This is a genomic window from Shimia sediminis, from assembly GCF_003990645.1.
In the GTDB taxonomy this organism is placed as follows: Bacteria; Pseudomonadota; Alphaproteobacteria; order Rhodobacterales; family Rhodobacteraceae; genus Shimia; species Shimia sediminis.
Genome location: NZ_RYZK01000004.1, coordinates 62,039 through 82,796 on the forward strand (window position 1 = coordinate 62,039; position 20,758 = coordinate 82,796).

Consider the following 20,758-nt stretch of genomic DNA (forward strand, 5'->3'; position numbering starts at 1 on the left):
CGGATCACAAACGGGGATGCGGACCTTTATTGGCCGCGGATATTGCGCTCCATCATGGATTGATAGAGCGTCGGGCTGAGACGGTGGATCAAATGGCTGAGGCGGGCCACACGCCCGACAGGTGTGTAGGGACGGCTCCGCGTCAGGCCACGCAGGATCACATGGGCGGCTTCGTCCGGTGACATGTAGTCCATGCCATCTGTGGCCGAGCCCGGTCGCGCCGTGCCATCGGGCTGCCGCCCGTCGTTGCCGATATTGGTCGCCACGAAGCTGGGCGCTGCAATCAGGGTACGCACGCCATACGGGGCCTCTTCCGATCTCAGCGACGCAAAAAAACCTTCGAGTGCATGTTTTGAGGCGGCATAGGCCGTACGGTGATAGAGCGGCGCGAACCCCGCGACAGAGGAGATGGCGAGGTGGGTGCCGCGCGCGGCCCGCACAGGGCCAAGAAAGGCGCGCGCCATGTTGGTTGCGGCAAAGAAATTGATCTCGAACAGCTTACGCAGGGTTGTCTCTTCCAGATCGGCAAAAGCGCCGATCTGGGTGATACCCGCGTTATAGATGACGAGATCGACCGATGCGGAACTGTCCAGGATGTGAGTGGTGGCTTTGGCCAGCTGCTCAGGATCGGTCAAATCACAGGAAATCGGGAGTTGCTGCGATGTGGTCTCAAGCCCCTCGATGGTGAGGTCCAGCAAGACGCAACGCCAGCCCCGGCTTTGCAGCCGCGCCGCCAAAGCACGGCCAAGCCCACCATTGCCGCCCGAAATCACCGCAGTTTTCACAGGCCGGCCCCCTTGCGCCACAAATCAAATACCTGTGCGCTGCTCAGTTCGGGCACATAGCCAAACCGTTGTTTCAGCGCCGTGTTGTCGAGCACGGGGCGATACTGCAGAAAACGCACCTGCTCGGGCCCATAGCGGCTCAGACGCAGGGGTTTGGCAATGGCAAGTACTGCTTTCAACACCCACGCCGGCATACGCAACAGCGGTTTGTGCATTTCTCGGGCGAGGTCTTCGACCCCCAAGGCACCGTCTCCGGCCACGTTGAAGATCCCCGCAGGGCCATCGGTTGCCGCGCGCAACAGTATCCGCGCGAGATCGCGGGTCCAGATAAAGACAAAGGGGCTGTCGCTGCCTGTGATCCCCAGCAGTTTGGGCTTGTGAAACAGAGCGGTAATCTGGTTTTCCGTGCCTTCACCCAACACCGTTCCAACCCGCAGGATCACCTGTTCGAGCTGTGGATGAAGGACGCGCGCGTCTGCCAGCATCTCTTCGACTTGCCGTTTGTGATCGCTATAGGGGAATTCCGAGTTGCCCCGCAGAGTATCACTTTCGCTCAGCCATTCGGGATTGTCGGCGTGATATCCATAGGCTGCCCCGGATGATGTTACGACGATCCGACGGGTCCCCGCGGCAATGGCGGCATTCAGAACCTTGCGGGTGCCTTCGACGTCCACCTGATAGGCAAAGTCGCAGGTCGCGCCTGTGGGTGGGTTCACCACGGAAGCCAGATGCACGATGACCTCGGGCCGTGTCGCGGAGATGATCCGCGCCGGGTCATCTCCTGTGACGTCCAGCGGCAGGAACGACATGCAGGCCGGCATTTCTGCCGGTTGGTGCAGGCTGGTTGCGATCACCTCATGCCCCTTGCCTGCAATCTCTTGCAGAAAGGCACGGCCAACAAGGCCGCAGGCTCCGGTGACCAGAATGCGTGTCATCTGGCCGCCTCGGTTCGGTTCATGATGCTGGCCAGCCCGATGCCGGACAGGATGTGCCACATGCCCCAAAAGGCTGCGACCACTGCCATGCCGCCGAGGCCCTGAAAGAAGGCAAAGATCAGCACGAGGCCAAGGCCGGAGTTCTGAATGCCAGTCTCAATAGTGATCGCGCGGCGGTCAAATTGCGACAGCCCCATGATCGTGGCCAGCGTGAACCCTCCGCCCAACGCCAGCGCGTTGTGCGCAAAGACAAGAATGGCAACCAGACCCGCCCATTGCAGGAACAGCGACCAGTTCGCGGCGAGCGCAATGAGCACAAAAGCCACGAAAATCCCCATCGATAGCCACTGCAGCGGATTACGGATTTTGCGTGTGATGTCAGGGCGTTTGACGTTGAGCGTGATACCAAGGATCAAGGGCAGGACCAACATGAACCCGACTGTGATGGCAACAGCAACCGGATCAACCGACGTCGCCTGAAGGATTTCACGGGTGGGCGCGTACATGCTGCCCCAAAACGCTATGTTGAAAGGCGTGAGAAAAATCGCCCCAACCGTGGCAAAAGCAGTCATCGACACCGAAAGCGCGGCATTGCCCCCTGCCCTGTGCGTGATGAAATTCGAGATATTGCCCCCCGGGCAGGCCGCAACAAGGATCAGGCCCAGCGCGATAGAGGGGCTTGGTTGCGTGGCCAGCACCAGACCAAAGGTCAGGACAGGCAAGAGCAGAAACTGCGAGACCAACCCCGTCAGCAGCGCTTTGGGGGCTTGCGCCAACCGCCGGAAGTCTTCCGGTTTGAGATCAATGGCGATCGAGAACATCACCACCGCGAGGATGGCATTCAAAAGGGTCAGCGATCCGGGGCTGAAATTCAGGACGACTTCGTCAACGTTGTTCATGCACGCGCTCCTTTGGCGAGGCGGCTGATCCAATTCGTTACCGCCTTACGATACGTGGATTTGTCCACGTAATAGGCCATGCGAGCAAGCTTCAGATACTCAACGCCCCCGGTGGCACGCTGGTAATCGTGGGCTTTTTCCTGTTTCAGGGCGGTTGCCTCGGCATTTCCGTCACGCAATCCGGCGATGTAGCGGGCCACCATCTCGGCCTGTTCGTGACGTCCCTGCCAGCCAAGCCCGGTAGCCTCGATCATACCCAGCACAAAGAGGTCATCCCGCTGGGGATGCAGGGCATTCAGGTAAAGATGCGGCGCATCACCCTGCCAGTTGAGATAGGTCGGATTGATAAAGGGATAGTGCAGTTTGTACCCCGTGGCCGTCAGCACCAAGTCATAGTCAGCAGAGCTGCCATCGGTGAAAACCACCGTATTCCCCTCAAATCGGTCAATATCAGGACGGATGGTCAGGTCACCATGGCCCGCGTGATACAGCACCAGCGAGTTCACAACCGGATGGCTTTCGTAGAGCTTGTAGTCGGGTTTCGGAAAGCCATATTTTTGCGGATTTCCCACGAACCACCTGAGCAAAAAGCCATCAATCCTGCGTTTGAGCCACATCGGCAGCTGCACCGCGCCCCCCATGGTGTCGGCGGGCTTGCCAAACACGTACTTCGGCACAAAGTAATACCCGCGCCGCATCGAAAGATCACAGGACGCCCCGTGGTGGATCGCATCCACTGCGATGTCGCAACCAGAGTTTCCGGCCCCAACAACCAGAACACGTTTGCCATCGAACTGAGAAGGGTTGCGGTAGTTACAGGCGTGGATCAGCTCGCCAGTAAAGTCACCTTTGAAGGTGGGCATGTTGGGTTCGGACAAGGTGCCGTTGGCAATCAGCACACCCGCAAAAACCTCGGAATGCGTGCCTTGGGCATCGGTCCAGTCGACCTGCCAGCCTGCACCGCTTTCGCCTAGAGGCTCAATCCTGGTCACTTCGGCGTTGAAACAGTAGTGTTTGCGCAGGTCGAAGTGATCGGCAAAGTCGCGAAAGTATCGCGCCATTTCACGGTGTGACGGATATTCGGCCACGTCGTCTTTCATGGGGAAATCGGCGAACTCGGTCATGGTCTTGGACGAGATCAGATGCGCGGTCTCATACATTGTCGAGCGCGGAGCGTCGATGTCCCACAAGCCACCCACATCTGCGTGCAGCTCGAATCCCTGAAAAGGCACCCCCTGCTCTTTCAGCACCTTGGCGGCGGCCAAACCCATTGGACCCGCCCCAATCAGGGCGTACATTGTGCGCGTGTCCGTCATGCTCCCTCCCCGAGCTGGCTTTTGCTAACTTGTACAATCGTCCAAAATAAGGCAAGATGTTTTTATGAACGCCGCAATTCCGCAGGAAAAACAAAGACAAAGGGCGCCTTCCAAGCGCTCGCTCGAGACCCGCGCACGGATTTGGGACGCCGCAGAATCGCTGTTTGCCGAGCGGGGATTCGATGGGGCCTCTATGCGGGACATTGCGAAAACGGCCGATGTTCCGGTGGGGTTGGTCACGCATCATGGCGGCAGCAAAGAAGCCCTGTTTGCAAGCGTTGTGGGTCGGCGCGCAGAGGAATTGTCCGAGGCACGGACAAACGCATTGGCCGCCCGCGCGGAGTTGGGTCCGCTGACGCTGACGGCAATTCTGGAGTGCTTCTTTGGTCCCTACCTGGAAAAAGCGGAAACCGGCGGACCGCAATGGCGGGCCTATGCGCGGCTGGTTGGATACGTGTCGGCTGATGCGCGGTGGCATGCTCTGGCGGCGGAATGTTTCGACCCCACTGCAGGGCGCTTTATCGACGCAATTTCAACACTCTACCCCCACGCGCACCGTCAGACGATTTCTGCCGGTTTTGTCTATTCGGTCTCTGCCATGCTGGCGCTGGTCACATCCGGGTGGCGTGTTCAGGCACTGGGTGATCCACGCGTGGACGCCGCCAGTCATCTGGACGAACTGGTCAGCTTTTGTGTAGCTGGAATAGAGGCTGCGATCAACCGCTAGGGTGTCATCACGTTGGCCCGCTCGAAACTGGCAACTTCGGTTCCAAGGTCGTCATACAGCAACTCGACATCGATGGTCTCAATCGAACCGAGTGGAAACTCGAGATATATCGTTGCTTCGGAGGGCACAGTCATTGGTGCGTTCACATCGCAATCAGCCATGGGAAACTCCTGAAGATCTGCGCCGTTCACGGCAAACCTGATGCCATAGAGGCCACAACGCCACGATAGAAGATGGGTGAAATACAGCAGGTCCTGCCCATTGAACTCTCGCACGGCAATCCAACTGCCTTGGGTCGCGGCAAGGATGGGGCGCACTTCCGTCGCAGTCAGGAACTTGCCGCTCGGGGTCTGATCTTCTGGTTCAGTTGGGGTGTCAGCGATTGCCGCGCAGGTGCACAGGCCGATCACGGCCCCAAAAGCTGCTATGCCTTTCATCTCATATCCTCCTTTTCCAAATCGCCAGATACCCGCGGGTTTTGCCAAATCAGCCTTTTTTGCGCGCACGCCCCGGCCTATAGTCGCCCAAGAGTATGGTGCAGGGCAGTGAGTAAAATGGCAAGAAAAGCGTCGAAGTCGCAAAAAAAGCCAGATTTCAATATCATGATCGTAGGTCAAAATGGGCGTCTTCAGTACGAGGCGATCCTGTTTGCGGCCTCGCTCAGGGCGCATTCCCCAGACTTCACGGGCCGTCTGATCGTGGCGGAACCGCAACCCGGAAAAAACTGGCAAAACGATCCCCGCATCACCCAAGATGATGTGCGCGAGACGCTGGAAATGCTGGGCGCAGAAATCCTGCCGTTTGAGAGCATGCGTTTTGGCGAACACTACCCCTATGGCAACAAGATCGATGGCCTGATGGCCATGCCCAAAGACGAGCCGTTTGTGTTTTTTGATACGGATACGCTGATCACGGGCGACCTTACCTCGGTGCCGTTTGATTTTTCACGCCCAAGCGCGTCGCGAAAAGTCGAAGGGACCTGGCCCACAATTGAGTTGTACGGGCCGGGCTATACCGAAATCTGGAAGTCGCTTTATGACCGCTTTGAGCTGGATTTCGACAGTTCGCTGGACCTGAATTGGCCGGATGAATACTGGCGGCGCTATCTCTATTTCAATGCGGGCTTTTTCTACTACACATGCCCACATGAATTTGGCCAAAGGTTCTCAGACTACGCCGCTGAAATCCGCTGGAACACCCCGAAAGAGTTGGTGTGCCAGTCACTTGACCCGTGGCTCGACCAAGTTGCCTTGCCCCTGGTGATCCATTCGTTCGGCGGTGGGCGCGATGCCCTGCCCGAGGGCTATCTGGATGGGGATGTCTCGTGCCACTACCGGCTCTTGCCCCTGCTTTATGCGCGGGAAAACGACCGGGTGGTGGATGTGCTGGAAGAAATCTCAGCCCCCAACAAGATCAAGAAAGTGCTCAAGCAGTACGAACCGATGAAGCGCATGATCTATCAGGGCCGTGGGCAAAAGGTGCGCGAGCTATTTGACCGGGACAACCTGCCCCGCAAGGAGCAAGCGATCCGCAACAAGATCAAGCGCAATGGCTTTTGGATGCGGTAGAGACCGCCATTAGGCGGGCTGTGCCGCACGCCCAAACAATTCGTTCGCCTGCTGCTGTGATGCAGTCACACGCCGACTACGTGACAAACAAACCGACCCCTTGTTTGGGGGTCGGTTTTGGGTGGTTCACGTTCAGAGCTTAATGCGGAATTTCGCGAAACCAGTGTCAGATGCACCTGCAGGTTCGATCGACACGCCTTCGACGCTATCTGCATAGCCTGCCCCTGCTGGGCCGGTTTCAAAGATCACCGTGGTGTCCGCAAGTGGTGCAAAGGACCAGTTTGCATCTGCTTTGGGATTCACTGTGCCCTGATCGACCAGGTACCGCACAATGATGTCGCGGTTGGTGTCCGGTCCCTCAAAGACAACTGTGTCACCCTTGGCGCCCGGGAAACTGCCGCCGCCTGACGCGCGATAGTTGTTGGTGGCCACGATAAACTCTTGGTCCATGTTCAGCGGTGCACCATTGAACATGAGGTTGACGATACGGCTGGCACCCGGGTTCACCTCGGCACCATCCTTGTCGAACCTGGACGGTTGAGACAGGTCAATCTGATAGCTCACACCGTCCATCACATCAAAGTTGTAGCTCGGGAAGCTTGGGTTCAGCAAAGGCGCATCCTGTGCACCAACCTCAACCTGATTGAACATGCCTGCGGACCGCTCCAGCCAATCCTTGACCTGCTGACCGGTTACTTTCACCGCGCGCACGGTGTTGGGGTAGAGATACAGGTCAGAGACATTCTTGATGGCCACATCCCCTACGGGAACGTCGGTGTAGTACTCAGGTCCTCCCCGACCGCCCGCTTTGAACGGTGCGGCGGCGGAAAGGATGGGCAGGCCTTCGTAGGCGGTGCCGACCATCTGTTCCTTGATGTACCAAGTTTGCGCGTTCGAGACGATTTGCACCGACGGATCATCCGCGACCAGCGCGAAATAGCTGTGCAAAGGCGCATCAGTTTTGCCAACGGCTGTGCGCACGTACTTAAGGGTCGCTTCATGTTCCTTGGCCGCAGCCGCCAACACTGGGGCGTAGTCTTCGGCAAGGGCCGTGTACGAACGGTCTTCGTTGCGTTTAGAAATCGGCCGGGCCTCGGCGGTGTGCGAAAGCACGCGCCAGCTGTTGCCATCACGCTCGATCAACAGGTCCAAGAGGCCCATATGGCTGCCCCAGAAACCGCCCATCACGCCGGGTTTGCCGCCAATGGTGCCGGCCCCGACATCAACGCCTGCAAAATCTGCATATTTTGATGATGGGAAAACAAGGTGGCTATGGCCCGTGAGGATCGCGTCGATGCCTTCGACACGTGCCAAGGGAACGGCTGCGTTCTCCATCCCGTCTTCCGCATTCGCGGACCCGATGCCAGAGTGGCACAGCGCGATGACAAGGTCCGCACCTTCTTCTTTCATCTGTGGCACATAGGCTTTGGCGGTCTCGACGATATCGCGAGATTGCACGTTCCCTTCGAGGTGCTTTCGGTCCCAGTTCATGATCTGGGGTGGCACAAATCCGATAAGCCCGATCTTGATGGGATGTTTCTCACCGTTTCCATCGGTGATCTCGCGTTCCATAATCACATAAGGTTTGACCAAGGTGGTATCCGCCGTTGGTGCCGCACCCATGTCTTTGACGACGTTGGCCGACACAACCGGGAAATTCGCGCCCGACAACGATTTCATCAAGAACGAGATACCGTAGTTGAATTCATGATTGCCCAGGGTCGACGCATCAAAGCCAAGCGCGTTCATGGCGTTGATGACCGGATGGCTGTCGCCTTCCTTCATGCCGCGTTCGTAGGCGATGTAATCCCCCATCGGGTTGCCCTGAAGAAAGTCGCCATTGTCCAGCAGCAACGAGTTCGTGGATTCGGCCCGTACCCCTTGGATCAACGAGGCCGTCCGCGACAGCCCAACGGTATCGCGGGGTTTGTCGGCATAATAGTCATAAGGAAATACATGGACGTGCAGGTCCGTCGTTTCCATCAGACGCAAATGCGCCTGGTTTCCTGCTGCGGCGGCGGAAAATGGGTGCATGACGACAAGACCAGCAGTTCCAGCCAGAAAATGACGGCGATTCATGGTAAGAGACATCTGTGCATTCCTTTTGTAGCTCAATGAAGTAACCGGGTGGTTATCTATGAAAGTCGCCAGCATGCGACGAAAAAAAGATTCGAGCAACTCTCCTGTGCGCAGTTCCGACAAACGTCAAACAGAGGTAAGCACATGCTGCCGGAAAGCTGCGCTGCAGCCTAATGCTCTCAATCATCACACTGCAATCAGACCATTATCCCGCGCAGTCTACAATAACCGGAACACCCTCCTTTAGCCGCCAAACGCGTTGCACCCTGCCCCGGCACCCCCTAAACATTTGCCCAACGCATTTTCTTGGGAGGAAGTTTCATGTCCGACGGACCCAACTACGGCTTCGACACACTGCAAATCCACGCTGGCGCACGACCCGACCCAGCGACCGGCGCACGCCAGACCCCGATCTATCAAACCACGGCCTATGTGTTCCGAGACGCGGAACACGCGGCCGCGTTGTTCAATCTGCAGGAAGTGGGCTACATCTATTCCCGCCTGACCAACCCGACCGTGGCTGTTCTGCAAGAGCGCGTCGCAACGCTCGAGGGTGGTGTTGGCGCGGTGTGTTGCTCATCGGGTCACGCGGCGCAGATCATGGCGCTGTTCCCCTTGATGGGTCCCGGCACCAACGTGGTTGCCTCAACCCGTCTGTACGGCGGCACGGTCACACAGCTCAGCCAGACCATCAAGCGTTTTGGATGGTCGGCGAAGTTTGTCGATTTTGACGATGAAGCCGCGGTCGCCGCCGCCATCGATGATGACACCCGTGCCGTTTTCTGTGAATCGGTCGCCAACCCTGGTGGCTACATAACGGACATCCCTGCCATCGCCGCGATTGCCGACAAGGCTGGCGTGCCGTTGATCGTCGACAACACCTCGGCCACGCCTTACCTGTGCAAGCCGATTGAACTGGGCGCTACGCTGGTCGTGCATTCGACCACCAAGTACCTGACCGGCAACGGCACGGTCACGGGTGGTTGCGTCGTGGACTCGGGCAAGTTCGACTGGTCCGCGAGCGACAAGTTCCCGTCGCTCAGCGCACCAGAGCCAGCCTATCACGGGTTGAAGTTCGCTGAGACCTTTGGCCCGCTGGCCTTTACTTTTCACGGCATCGCCATCGGTCTGCGCGACCTCGGCATGACCATGAACCCACAGGCTGCGCACTATACGCTGATGGGCATCGAAACCCTGAGCTTGCGCATGGAGCGTCACGTGGAAAATGCCATGACCGTGGCAAGCTGGCTTGAGGGCCATGACCATGTCGAGGCGGTGACCTATGCCGGGCTGCCTTCGTCGCCTTACAACAGCCGCGTTGCAACGGTTTGCCCGAAAGGTGCAGGCTCGTTGTTCACGGTCGCTTTGAAGGGCGGCTATGACGCTTGTGTCAAATTCGTGGACTCGTTGGAAATCTTCAGCCATGTCGCCAACCTTGGCGACACACGTTCGCTGGTGATCCATTCGGCCTCGACCACCCACCGTCAGCTTACGCCAGAGCAACAGGACGCGGCCGGCGCGAGTGCCAACGTGGTGCGCATCTCGATCGGCATCGAGAACGCAGAGGACCTGATGGGCGATCTGGATCAGGCGTTGAACAAAGCGCACAGCTGAGTTTCAGCACCCACAAGCCATATGATGAAAGCCGCGCCTTAAAGCGCGGCTTTTTATTTTTTTCAGCAGGTTATCGCCAATTCTTCAATCAGCTGCATAGGTGATCACTGAGATCCCGCAATCGCATAGATCATCGTGACCGTCGCACTGAACGCCAGCTCGCCCTCAGCCACCGGCATCGCCATATCAGCGGCCAGAGACTCCCGCATCATGGGCATGGGACGCGGCATACTGGGGCCCGCCTCTTGAATTGCCAACAGCGGCCCCAGGGTCACCCCAGCCGCATCCGCATAAAGCCGGGCACGATCTGCGCCATCGGCGACGGCACGGCGGCGCGCCTCTTGCAAGACGGGCTTTGGGTCTTGAAGGGTGAACTGCAACCCCTGGAACCGATTTGCCCCTTCCGCAGTGACATGACCAAGAATCTCGCCGAGAACCGCAAGGTCCCTGATCCGCACCGTTACCTGATTGCTGGCCTCATATCCGGTCACGCGCGGTGGCTGGCCAGACGTCCGGTGATCCCAGACCTGCGTAAGTGAAAGTCCACTGGTTTGCATGTCGCGCGGTGCGACACCGATGTCACGCAGCGCCGACAGGATCGCGCCCGAGGTCACGGCGACCTCGGCCACAGCGTCACGCGCAGTGTCTTTCTGGTGGCTGACACCCAAGGTGATCACCGCCATGTCCGGTACGGCGTCAACCGTGCCATGACCCATGACCGTGATCTGGCCCTGTTCAGCCGAAACCGGGCCAACAACGGCCCATAACGCCATAATAATCCAAACGAATCTCATCTCCGCCCCTTTCAAGACTCACCTCAATGCGCTGACTTTAGCACCGGGGCGCGAAAGATCGTCACCGGGGTTGGTCTTTTTCTTCCTTTCGGCGGGAAGCTGCTATAAAATCGCCAGATTGAGAGAAGAGTACGTATTCCAGTAACCCGAGTGTTAGAGCCACCGCATGAAGCCGAATTTCGCCCTGTCCCTGTCGTTCGAGGGAATTAGCCTGCTCTGCCGTGTAAAAGACGGCTGGCATCGGCTGGGTGATGCGTCGCTGGCGTCAGAAGACCTCGGGGCCGAGCTGGATGCGTTGCGCGCAATGGCCGAGGAAATCGACGGTCCGGATTTTCGCTGTAAGCTGATCCTGCCCAACGATCAGGTCAAGTACCTCTTGGTGGACACGGGCCGGGGCTCGCGCGCCAAGCGCGAAGCTGCCGCCATTGCAGCCTTGGAAGAGGCAACCCCCTACAGCGGCAGCGAGCTTGCCTTTGATCTTGTGGCCGCCGGACGCAATACCCATGTGGCCGCTGTCGCGCGGGAAACTCTGGCAGAGGCCGAAGCTTTTGCGGTCGAGAACCAGTTCAACCCGGTCAGTTTCGTGGCAATACCCCCTGACGGGGGCTATCCGAATGAGCCGACATTTGACCTGACCCAAGCGGCAACGGACCTCTTGAACGGAGAGCCTCTGGATGCGGATGATACGGTGATCCTGATCACCGGGTCGGGTCCTTTGCCCAAAGTGGCTCCATCGGACCCAACGCCTGAACCTGTTGCAAAAGATCCCCCCTTGGATCCGGCTCCGGACTCTCCGCTGGAAGAAGCTGCCGCGAATGACACAGGCCGCAGCACTCCGCCTGAGCAAGAAGCGCCACCCGAGGTGGTTTCTGCCTTTTCCAGCATTCGCGCGCGCCGCACGGAAGACGACCCATCCGCAAAAAGTGCCCCTGCCCTCGGGGCGGCGGAACGCAGTGTCGCCGGAACCAACGCACCCAGCGTGCCGCCCGTAGGTGACAAAAGCCCACATTCCGAAGCCCCCCTGCGCTTTGACCCCAAAAGCGTGATCGCCGGATTAAAGGCGTCACCACCGGATTTCCAACCTCTCGACGAAGAGCAAGAGGCCCCGCCTGCCGCATCTTCGTTCTTTAGCCGCCGCAACGTCGAGGCACCGCCTGCAGGTGCTGTGCCAACGGAAGAGACGATTGACGCGGTGCCTCTTGAGCCACAAACCACGGCAGCCAAGCGTCCCGCCGCCAGCGAGCGGCACAATATGACGCTGTTTGGTGAGCGTGAGGGCAAGGTCGGCGGCAAACCGCGTCATCTGGGATTGATCCTGACCGTGGTGCTTCTGGTGTTTCTGGCGGGCGTTGCCATCTGGGCATCCCTGTTCCTGGAAGACGGCGTGGCCGGATTGTTCCGCCGTGACCCGGTTCCGCAGATCGCTGAGATGGAAGCGGAAAGCAAGCCGGTTGAAGTTGTACCTGACCCGGCCGATATGGTTGAGACCGACGCCCTGGCACCGATCAGCGCGGACTCGATCACGGATACCGCCGAGATTGAAGCCATGGAAGGTGAGGGCACGGACCTTGTAGAGTCCGGCTTGGTTGAGGCAGACACTGACGTGATCCATCCAACCGCCCCGACCACGCACGAAGCCGAGGCACGGTATGCCGTGACCGGTATCTGGGAACGCGCGCCCGAGCAACCAGCCACCCCGGGCGTGGGCAGCACCGACACCTTTTATCTGACTTCGATTGATCGCAATCTGCCCGGCCGAGATGCGGTGGCCCTGCCGTCCACCGAGGCCATGGCGCAGGATTGGCCCATCGGGGCACAGGGCACCCCCCTGCCCTTTGACACCAAATTTGACCTGAACGCGCAAGGGCTGGTGCGCGCCACCCCCCAAGGGGCGCTGAACCCCGGAGGTGTCATGGTCTATCTTGGCAGACCATCTACCCTGCCCCAGTCCTTCCCGGAGCGCACTCCGGCCACCGGCGAAGGGGTCAGCGCAGAACAGGTGGTCCGCCTGAGCAAAATCCGTCCCAAGGCACGGCCCGACGACCTGATCGAACAGATTGAACGCGCCTCATATGGTGGTCGCACGCTGACCGAACTGGCCAAAGTGCGCCCGCGTCTGCGCCCGGAGTCAGCCAAAGCCGAAGAAGAACAGGACACAACCCCAACAGAGGCCGCTGTAACCGCTTCGGTGCGACCGCGGGTGCGGCCTTCGAACATGGCCCAGCTTGTCGCCCGTGCGACACCGTCCGATCCAGTGGTGGCAACGCCGGTGGCAGCGACAGTGACACCCTCGATCCCGTCGAGTGCTTCGGTAGCGCGCCAGGCGACGATTCAGAACGCGATCAACCTCAACAAAATCAATCTGATCGGCGTCTATGGCACAACCACTAGCCGCCGCGCTCTGGTCCGACTGGCCAATGGCCGCTACCGCAAAGTGCAGGTGGGCGACAGGATTGACGGTGGCAACGTCGCAGCAATCTCGGATACAGAACTGCGCTATGTCAAATCTGGCAAGAATGTCATCCTGAAGCTGCCCAAGGGCTAACCAAACCAAATGGCACCACGTGCCTGGACACTCCCTCAATTGACCAATTCACCCAAGAAGAACCCGCTCGACGACGAGCTGTTGGACCGGCTCCGCCTGAGCACGGATGCGCGCCTGCGGCTCAAGCTGGTGCGTGGCCTGATACACAGCGGTGATGCCATCAGCCGATTGATCGCGGGCCAGCCTTTCTTTGGTCTGCGCGAGGCCGAAGCCTTGCGCAGTGCGCTTGGCGATCTTACCGACGCACCCTTTGTGCGGGCTGTGTTGAACCTGAATGGCGGCACCCGCATCACGGCCCATGGGATCGAAAACATTCCTGAAACCGGACCAGTCCTGATTGCCTCGAACCACCCGACGGGTCCCTTGGATTTTTTCGCCCATGCCGGTCCGCTTCTGGAGCGTCGTCCTGATTTCAAGGTCGTCGCCAATGCCGATATGGCCCGTTTTCTCGGCCCCGAAATCATTGTTCCGGTCAGAATTGACAAACGCACACACTTGAACGCCCGGAACCCGACCAGTTCTGGTATGCACGACCATCTGAACGCAGGCGGCGCGCTCTTGATCTTTGGTTCAGGTCGCGTGCCGGTGATGCAGGATGGCAAGCTGGTGGAACGCTCATGGCGCCCCGGTGCGACGCGCGTGTCACGGGATTGCGGCCTGCCCATCGTACCCGCCGGAATCGACGCTCAGAATTCGAGGTATTATTATGGTCTGCGAAACCTCGTGCGACGGCTGAGCAAAAACGAAGACCTCGCGCTCAACATCGCTTCCTTGCGCTTTTTTGCCGAACTTGATGCCCAATTTGGTGGCCACTACCAGGTGCATTACGGTGCCCCCATGCCATCCGGAACAGAGCCGGAAGAACTCAAGGCTGCGGCAGAGGCGCTGGTGCCGCACCTCTACGCGGACGTCTGATCCACTCACGCCTCAAAAGGTGCCTGCCGATCCAGAGGGGCAAGCCCCCTCAATCTACCCATCAATGCTGGGCATTCCCCATGCCGCAAGCAGCTTTGGCACCTGTAGATCCCAGTCCACAACCCCGCATGCCTCGGCCCAATTGGCGTATTGGCGCTGCAAGTCAGCTTCAATACGCCCGCCCCTGCCGGCAAGGTCGTTTAACTCTGTTCGGTCTGCTTCCATGTCGTAAAGCTCCCAATCCCGACCATGCAGGCGCACCAGCTTGAACGGCCCGGCGCGAACGGCGCCATTGCCCTCATGCTCAAAGAAAATCGGCGCCTCGCGTTGCCAGTCTGATCCGCGCAAGAGGCTGAGAAAGCTTTCCCCCTGACAGGGCTGAATGGCGTGCCCGTCGACTTCGGAGGCATAGTCCACACCCGCAACTTCAAGGATCGTCGGCAGGATGTCGACCACATGACAGGGAGCATGGGCTGTGCCACCAGGCGCAAATCCTTTGGGCCAGTGGGCCACAAGCGGTGTCGAAATACCGCCCTCGTGGACATAGTGTTTGAACAGCCGGAAGGGTGCGTTTGAAACATTGGCCCATGGGCGATCGTAGCTTTGGAATGTGCCCGCATCCCCCGGCATGACATCAGGCCGGTTGCCAAGGATCACCTTTTGGCCGTCATGCGTGCGATCTGGATAGAACCGCGCCCAACCATCCTCGGCCATGAACTCGGCGCAGCCTCCATTGTCGCTGAGGAACAGGATCAGCGTGTTGTCGAACTGCCCGAGCCGCTTCAGTTCCGCGACCAGACGTCCGATCGACTGGTCCATACGGTCCACCATGGCCGCATAAGTGGACATCTTACGTGCTTCCCAATCCGGGTTATCCTCGACTTCCCAGGGGCGCACATCCGGATCGCGGGGCGAGATGTCCCAATTGGCCTGAAACAACCCGTTTGCGTTCATGGTCTCATGACGCGCGGTACGTATTGCATCCCACCCCTTGTCATAGACGCCCTCATAGCGCGCGATGTCTTCCGGAGGTGCGTGCAACGGCCAATGTGGCGCAGTATGCGCGAGATACAGAAAGAACGGGGCCTCGTCCGCGACACTGCCCTCGATCATCGAGATGGCCTTGTCCGTGATCGCGTCTGTGAAATAGAAATCATCCGGGATCACATCGACCCGACAGTCATCTTCCAAGAGGTGATGCGGCGAAAAGAAATTCGCAGCCCCATCCATAAGTCCGTAAAAGTGGTCAAACCCGCGTTGATTTGGCGTCGGGTGCTTTTCGGTTCCAACCTGCCAGGTTGCCACATCACGCGATTCAAACTCTCCGGCGACATGCCACTTGCCACTCATGAGTGTGCGGTATCCTGCAGCTTTCAAATGCTCGGCAATCGTGGCGCTGTCCTTGCGCAGAAAGCCCTGATAGGCGGGCGTCCCAAGATCTGCACCCATGTGGCCAATCCCTGCATTGTGCGGATAAAGCCCAGTCAAGAGAGACGCGCGTGTCGGGCAACAACGGGCGCAATTGTACATGGAAGTTACAAGCCGCCCGCCAGCAGCAAGCGAGTCAATGTGGGGCGTTCGGATCTCAGAGCCAGTACAGCCAAGATCCGCAAAGCCCATGTCGTCGGCCAGGATCAGAACAATGTTTGGTCTGGGCATAAGAGGCGCTCCTCAAATCACCGATAGTCTTCCGGGTCAGGCAAACAAAATCAATCGGTTCCCCTATGCTGGTTTCAAAGCACACCCTAAAGATTTGGTCTCTGTGACCCACCATTACCCCTCTTTGTATCGTCTCCATAGCCTGTAGGTTCAGCGAAAAAGCGCCGCCCGGGATACTCCCGAACGACGCTTCGCTCCCCGCGGTTGGACCCCGCGTCTGTTATCCGGCGCTTATTCCGCGGCCTGGATCTCTCCGGATTCGATCTGTTCCCGTTCGATCGACTCAAACAATGCTTTGAAGTTTCCCTCGCCAAACCCGTCATCACCCTTGCGCTGGATGAATTCAAAAAAGATTGGACCGATCACGGTCTTCGAGAAAATCTGCAAAAGGATTTTGGTTTCGCCACCATCCACCACGCCTTCGCCATCAATCAGGATACCGTGTTTCATCAAGCGGTCCTTGGGCTCGTCATGACCGGCCACACGCGTGTAGCTTTGATCATAGTAGGCCTCATTCGGGCCCGGCATGAACATGAGACCTTTGTTGGCGATCCGGTCTGTTGAATCATAGATGTCATCGGTGCCAACTGCGATATGCTGAATACCCTCACCGTTGTATTTCTTGAGATAGCTGACGATCTGCCCGGTTTCTCCACGATCTTCGTTGATCGGAATGCGAATTTTACCACAGGGCGACGTCAATGCCCGGCTGAACAGGCCAGTGAACTTGCCTTCGATGTCAAAGAACCGGATTTCATGAAAGTTGAAAAGGTCGCCGTAGAATTTGAACCATTTGTCCATGTTGCCTTTGAACACGTTGTGGGTCAGGTGGTCGAGATAGTAGAACCCGTCTCCTTCGGGTTTCGACGTGATCAACCAGTCAAATTCGGCGTTGTACGGCGAAGTGTCATAATACTGATCGGTAAAGTACAAAAGACTGCCACCAATACCTTTGATCGCAGGCCAATCCAGGGTTTTGTCCGCGCCAATGTAGGGTTCCGCGCCACGGGAAACAGCGTGTTCAAAGGCCTTTTGGGCGTCAACCACGCGCCACCCCATCGCGGGTGCACAGGGACCGTGCTCTTTGACAAAACGGGCGGCAAAACTGTTGGGATCGGTGTTCAGGATATAGGTCACATCACCCTGCTGCCACAACTCCACCGCTTTGTGCTTGTGTGTCGCCACATGCGCAAACCCCATGCGCTGAAACAGATCACGAAGTTCCTGAGGTTCTGGATGGGCAAATTCGACAAACTCGAACCCGTCGGTGCCCGCAGGATTGTAGCCGGAAATCTCGGCGCGCGGGGCGTCATGCGGGAAAGGGCCCATGGTGCATCTCCTCGTCTGGAAAACTGGTCTGTTCGCTTGCGTTCAGCATAAAGGCACCCACATGCATTATTTGCGCGAAGTGTCGTGCATCTTTCATGTTTTTTGCGTAGGCTGAGCATGAAACCCCTCATTGACGCGGGAAACACGCAATGCTGGACGACATGGACAAACGCCTCCTGGAGGCGTTGCAAAAAAACGCGCATCTGACCGCACAGGAGTTGGGTGAGATTCTAAACCTATCCCCTAGCCAGGCTGGACGACGACGACAGCGGCTGGAAAGCGACGGGTATATTCAGGGCTACGCAGCGCGACTGGATGCCGGCAAGCTGGGTTTGAGTGTACAGGCCTTTGTGCAGGTGACCTTGGGCGTGCACGGCCCGGAACACGGGCGCGGGTTCATCTCGATGGTTTCAACGCGATCCGAAGTTATCAGCGCCTGGACGCTGACAGGGGATGCGGATTACCTTTTGCGGGTCTATTGTGAAGACCTGAGCGCGCTTAACAGTTTGATTCACGAAGTTCTTTTGCCACATCCAGCCGTCAGCCGGGTGCAGAGCCAGATCGTCATGGATCAATTCAAACGCGACACACCTTTGCCAACCTAAAGGCACTGATCAAAGGAAAAGGGATAATTCATGGAAGGTGTGCTGTATCAGGCAACGATTTTCCTTTTGGCTGCCGTGATTGCCGTGCCCATTGCGGCGCGGTTGGGCATGGGATCGGTGCTCGGGTATTTGCTGGCCGGGGTCGTGATCGGCCCGGTGCTGGGCCTGATCGAACAACCTGAGGACCTGTTGCACTACGCCGAATTCGGCGTGGTCATGATGCTATTCCTGATCGGGCTCGAGTTGGATCCGCGTGCGCTTTGGGCCATGCGGGACAAGCTGATCGGGTTAGGCGGCATGCAGATTGGTATTACCGGCGGAGCCATAACCACGCTGACACTGCTCATGGGGTACGACCTCAGGATGGCAACGGCGATGGGCATGATCTTTGCCCTGTCGTCAACTGCCATCGTGCTGCAAACATTGTCCGAAAAGAATCTGATGCAGACCAGCGGGGGGCGCTCAACGTTTTCCGTGCTACTGTCACAGGACATTGCCGTGATCCCGATGCTTGCCGTCTTGCCGCTTTTGGCGATGGCACCGCAAATGCAAATAGCCGCGGATGGCTCGATCGGCCCGAGTGTTCACAAGGACGGACACTCCAACCTGTCATTGGTTGATGGATTGCCGGGTTGGGGCGTGACACTGGTGACCCTTGGCGCAGTTCTTCTGGTGGTTCTGGCGGGTCTATTCCTTGTTCGGCCGGTGTTTCGCTTCATCCATGGCGCCAGATTGCGCGAGATGTACACCGCCTTTGCCCTGCTTATCGTCGTCGGCATCGCCCTGTTGATGATGCTGGTGGGCCTGTCCCCGGCGCTCGGGACGTTCCTGGCTGGGGTGCTCTTGGCCAATACCGAGTTTCGCCATGAACTTGAAAGCGACATTCAACCGTTCAAGGGGCTTTTGCTGGGGCTGTTTTTCATCACCGTAGGCGCGCAGATCGATTTTGAAGGGTTCTTCGCCAATCCGGTTCCGATCCTTGGTGTCACATTGGCGATCATGCTGATCAAGGGGCTGGTCCTGCTTGTTTTAGGGCGAGCCTTTGGCCTTCGGGGGCGGGACCAGATGCTGTTCACACTGGGTCTGGCCCAAGCCGGGGAGTTTGGCTTTGTTCTGATTTCCTTTAGCCTGAAGCAACACGTGTTGCCCAAGGACCTGGCGGAACATCTGATGCTGATTGTTGCCCTGTCGATGCTGATCACGCCGTTGCTGTTCATCCTTTACGATGTGCTCTCCAAACGCCTGCGAGACCCAGAAAGCGCAGATCAGCCAGCGGATGAAATCGATGAACAGGGGCCCGTAATCATCGTTGGCATCGGTCGCTTTGGGCAGATCGTGAATCGCCTGGTGCGCTCGGTCGGGGTGCAAACAGTGGTGCTGGACCATGACATGCGCGCGATTGAGTTGATGCGTCAGTTCGGGGTCAAAGGTTTTTTCGGCGATCCAACCCGGCCTGAATTGCTCCACGCCGCGGGTCTCGGCAAGGCAAGCGTTCTGGTGATCACCATCAACGATCCCAAGGCGTCAATCAACCTGGTGCGTCACGCCCGGCGCGAACGCCCGGACCTTCATATCGTCGTAAGGGCGCACGATCGCCACCACACGTTCCAACTGTACCAAGCCGGGGCCAATGACATCGTGCGCGAGCTTTTTGACTCTTCTCTGCGTGCCGGGCGTTACGTTCTGGAAAACATTGGCCTCAACGAATACGAAGCAGCCAAGGCAGAGCAGGCATTCTTCCACCACGACCGCTACACGATCCGCGAACTGGCGAACCTGTGGAAAGAGAACGTTCCAGTGGAAAAGAACGCCCCCTACATTGCGCGGTCAAAAGAGCTGGAAAAGGAACTGGAGCTTTCGTTGCTGGCAGCTCTCGATGGAGACGGCGACGAGACAGGGTAGTGGTCGCGCCGGTAGCCCCTGGGGGGGTGCCTGCGGCGCGACCTGCTCAGAAAAACGTGAATAGGCCTAGCTGTCCGACACACCGGCTTCGGCAAAGGTGGCCATCCCGGAATGGCACGCCACGGCGGACTTCAGGATGTTGATCGCCAGCGCACCGCCCGAGCCTTCACCCAGGCGCATCCCGAGGCTCAGGATCGGCTCTTTTCCGAGTTTTTCCAACAACACTGCATGGGCGCTTTCGGCGCTGACGTGACCTGAAATCACGTGATCCAGTGCCCCGGCCTGCGCGGCCTCCATCGTGGCCGCAGCGGCCGTGCAGATAAAGCCATCCATAATGACCGGAATAGACAGGGCGCGCGCGCGCGCAATCGCACCGGCCATGGCGGCCAGTTCGCGCCCGCCAAGACGCATCAAGGTCACAAGGCCATCGCCTCCTCCGTGCAAGGCAACCCCTTCGCGCACCACGCGGGCTTTGATCGCCAGACCGTCGTCATCAACACCGGTGCCACGCCCGACCCAGTCTTCGGCGTCACCGCCATAGAGCGCATGGGCAATCGCCGCAGCTGAAGTGGTGTTACCAATACCCATCTCGCCGACAACCAAAAGGTCGGCATTCTCGTCCACCGCGTTCCAGCCGGTTTGCAGCGCCGCGATCACACCAGCTTCGTCCATGGCGGGGGCTTGGGTGAAGTCGGCGGTCGGCGTGTCGAGCGACAGGGCATGCACGTCCATGCTGGCGCCAGCGGCTTTAGAGAGCTGGTTGATCGCCGCGCCACCGTGCTGAAAATTCAGTACCATCTGTTCAGTCACTTCCGCCGGAAAGGCCGACACACCCTGCGCGGTCACACCATGATTGCCCGCAAAGACGATGACCTGTGGCGCATCGATTGACGGACGGCCAGTACCGCGCCAGCTCGCATACCAAATCGCCATGTCTTCCAGTCGGCCAAGAGCGCCCGGTGGCTTGGTCAGCTGGCCATTGCGCGCTTCGGCTTCGCCTTGCGCCTTGGCATCCGGTGCAGGTGCGGCGGCCAGGATCGCGCGGAACTCGGCCAGGGTTGAAAATGTGGCGGACATACAGGAACT

Annotated in this window: 17 protein-coding genes; 7 read left to right on the forward strand and 10 right to left on the reverse strand. The window is 58.5% G+C overall.

Annotation, left to right across the window (positions count from 1 at the left end; genetic code table 11):
* Positions 1-26: 26 nt before the first annotated feature.
* Genes EK369_RS10320 through EK369_RS10335 form a run of 4 tightly spaced genes read right to left on the reverse strand, consistent with a single transcriptional unit; the run spans position 27 to position 3,935 of the window.
* Positions 27-785, reverse strand: coding sequence for an SDR family NAD(P)-dependent oxidoreductase (locus EK369_RS10320; protein ID WP_127114166.1), 759 nt, complete (start codon positions 783-785; stop codon positions 27-29).
* Positions 782-1,720, reverse strand: coding sequence for an SDR family oxidoreductase (locus EK369_RS10325; RefSeq protein WP_127114167.1), 939 nt, complete (start codon positions 1,718-1,720; stop codon positions 782-784). Before EK369_RS10325 ends, EK369_RS10320 begins: the two co-directional genes overlap by 4 nt.
* A complete protein-coding gene (locus EK369_RS10330; RefSeq protein ID WP_127114168.1) occupies positions 1,717-2,619 on the reverse strand; it encodes a bile acid:sodium symporter family protein in 903 nt (300 codons plus the stop codon). Before EK369_RS10330 ends, EK369_RS10325 begins: the two co-directional genes overlap by 4 nt.
* Positions 2,616-3,935, reverse strand: a complete 1,320-nt coding sequence (locus EK369_RS10335) for a flavin-containing monooxygenase (RefSeq protein ID WP_127114169.1) — start codon at positions 3,933-3,935, stop codon at positions 2,616-2,618. The genes EK369_RS10330 and EK369_RS10335 overlap by 4 nt, the downstream gene beginning before the upstream one ends.
* Positions 3,936-3,999: 64 nt before the next feature.
* Here EK369_RS10335 and EK369_RS10340 point away from each other — a divergent pair, with 64 nt between their 5' ends.
* Positions 4,000-4,662 (forward strand): TetR/AcrR family transcriptional regulator, encoded by a 663-nt coding sequence (locus EK369_RS10340; RefSeq protein ID WP_127114170.1) that lies wholly within the window; start codon positions 4,000-4,002, stop codon positions 4,660-4,662.
* Here EK369_RS10340 and EK369_RS10345 read toward each other — a convergent pair.
* Positions 4,659-5,099, reverse strand: a complete 441-nt coding sequence (locus EK369_RS10345) for a hypothetical protein (protein WP_127114171.1) — start codon at positions 5,097-5,099, stop codon at positions 4,659-4,661. The genes EK369_RS10340 and EK369_RS10345 overlap by 4 nt on opposite strands.
* Before the next feature lie 117 nt (positions 5,100-5,216).
* Here EK369_RS10345 and EK369_RS10350 point away from each other — a divergent pair, with 117 nt between their 5' ends.
* On the forward strand, positions 5,217-6,230 hold the full coding sequence (locus tag EK369_RS10350) for a GT-B fold glycosyltransferase domain-containing protein (RefSeq protein ID WP_127114172.1): 1,014 nt from the start codon (positions 5,217-5,219) through the stop codon (positions 6,228-6,230).
* A gap of 132 nt (positions 6,231-6,362) precedes the next feature.
* On the opposite strand, the gene EK369_RS10355 is transcribed toward EK369_RS10350, so the two are convergent.
* Positions 6,363-8,309 (reverse strand): bifunctional 2',3'-cyclic-nucleotide 2'-phosphodiesterase/3'-nucleotidase, encoded by a 1,947-nt coding sequence (locus tag EK369_RS10355; protein ID WP_438672161.1) that lies wholly within the window; start codon positions 8,307-8,309, stop codon positions 6,363-6,365.
* A 321-nt stretch (positions 8,310-8,630) separates the two neighbouring features.
* On the opposite strand from EK369_RS10355, the gene EK369_RS10360 reads away from it, so the two are divergent.
* Entirely contained in the window at positions 8,631-9,923 is a 1,293-nt protein-coding gene (locus tag EK369_RS10360) for an O-acetylhomoserine aminocarboxypropyltransferase/cysteine synthase family protein (protein WP_127114174.1), read from the forward strand.
* Positions 9,924-10,027: 104 nt separating this feature from the next.
* Here the strand turns inward: EK369_RS10360 and EK369_RS10365 are convergent, their stop codons facing one another.
* The gene (locus tag EK369_RS10365) at positions 10,028-10,696 is read right to left on the reverse strand and encodes an SIMPL domain-containing protein (protein ID WP_235871397.1); all 669 of its coding nucleotides are present in this window, start codon (positions 10,694-10,696) and stop codon (positions 10,028-10,030) included.
* A 187-nt stretch (positions 10,697-10,883) separates the two neighbouring features.
* Here EK369_RS10365 and EK369_RS10370 point away from each other — a divergent pair, with 187 nt between their 5' ends.
* Complete coding sequence (locus EK369_RS10370) at positions 10,884-13,262, forward strand: hypothetical protein (protein WP_127114176.1); 2,379 nt, start codon at positions 10,884-10,886, stop codon at positions 13,260-13,262.
* A gap of 39 nt (positions 13,263-13,301) precedes the next feature.
* The gene (locus EK369_RS10375) at positions 13,302-14,177 is read left to right on the forward strand and encodes a 1-acyl-sn-glycerol-3-phosphate acyltransferase (protein WP_164726961.1); all 876 of its coding nucleotides are present in this window, start codon (positions 13,302-13,304) and stop codon (positions 14,175-14,177) included.
* A 54-nt stretch (positions 14,178-14,231) separates the two neighbouring features.
* Here the strand turns inward: EK369_RS10375 and EK369_RS10380 are convergent, their stop codons facing one another.
* Entirely contained in the window at positions 14,232-15,836 is a 1,605-nt protein-coding gene (locus EK369_RS10380) for an arylsulfatase (RefSeq protein ID WP_127114178.1), read from the reverse strand.
* A 231-nt stretch (positions 15,837-16,067) separates the two neighbouring features.
* Positions 16,068-17,165, reverse strand: coding sequence for a 4-hydroxyphenylpyruvate dioxygenase (gene hppD, locus EK369_RS10385; RefSeq protein ID WP_127114179.1), 1,098 nt, complete (start codon positions 17,163-17,165; stop codon positions 16,068-16,070).
* A 149-nt stretch (positions 17,166-17,314) separates the two neighbouring features.
* On the opposite strand from hppD, the gene EK369_RS10390 reads away from it, so the two are divergent.
* Both EK369_RS10390 and EK369_RS10395 read left to right on the forward strand, forming a co-directional pair.
* Positions 17,315-17,770 (forward strand): Lrp/AsnC family transcriptional regulator, encoded by a 456-nt coding sequence (locus EK369_RS10390; RefSeq protein ID WP_127114180.1) that lies wholly within the window; start codon positions 17,315-17,317, stop codon positions 17,768-17,770.
* A 30-nt stretch (positions 17,771-17,800) separates the two neighbouring features.
* Positions 17,801-19,672 (forward strand): monovalent cation:proton antiporter-2 (CPA2) family protein, encoded by a 1,872-nt coding sequence (locus EK369_RS10395; RefSeq protein ID WP_127114181.1) that lies wholly within the window; start codon positions 17,801-17,803, stop codon positions 19,670-19,672.
* Positions 19,673-19,738: 66 nt separating this feature from the next.
* Here the strand turns inward: EK369_RS10395 and cobT are convergent, their stop codons facing one another.
* Complete coding sequence (gene cobT, locus EK369_RS10400) at positions 19,739-20,749, reverse strand: nicotinate-nucleotide--dimethylbenzimidazole phosphoribosyltransferase (protein ID WP_127114182.1); 1,011 nt, start codon at positions 20,747-20,749, stop codon at positions 19,739-19,741.
* Positions 20,750-20,758 lie beyond the last annotated feature (9 nt).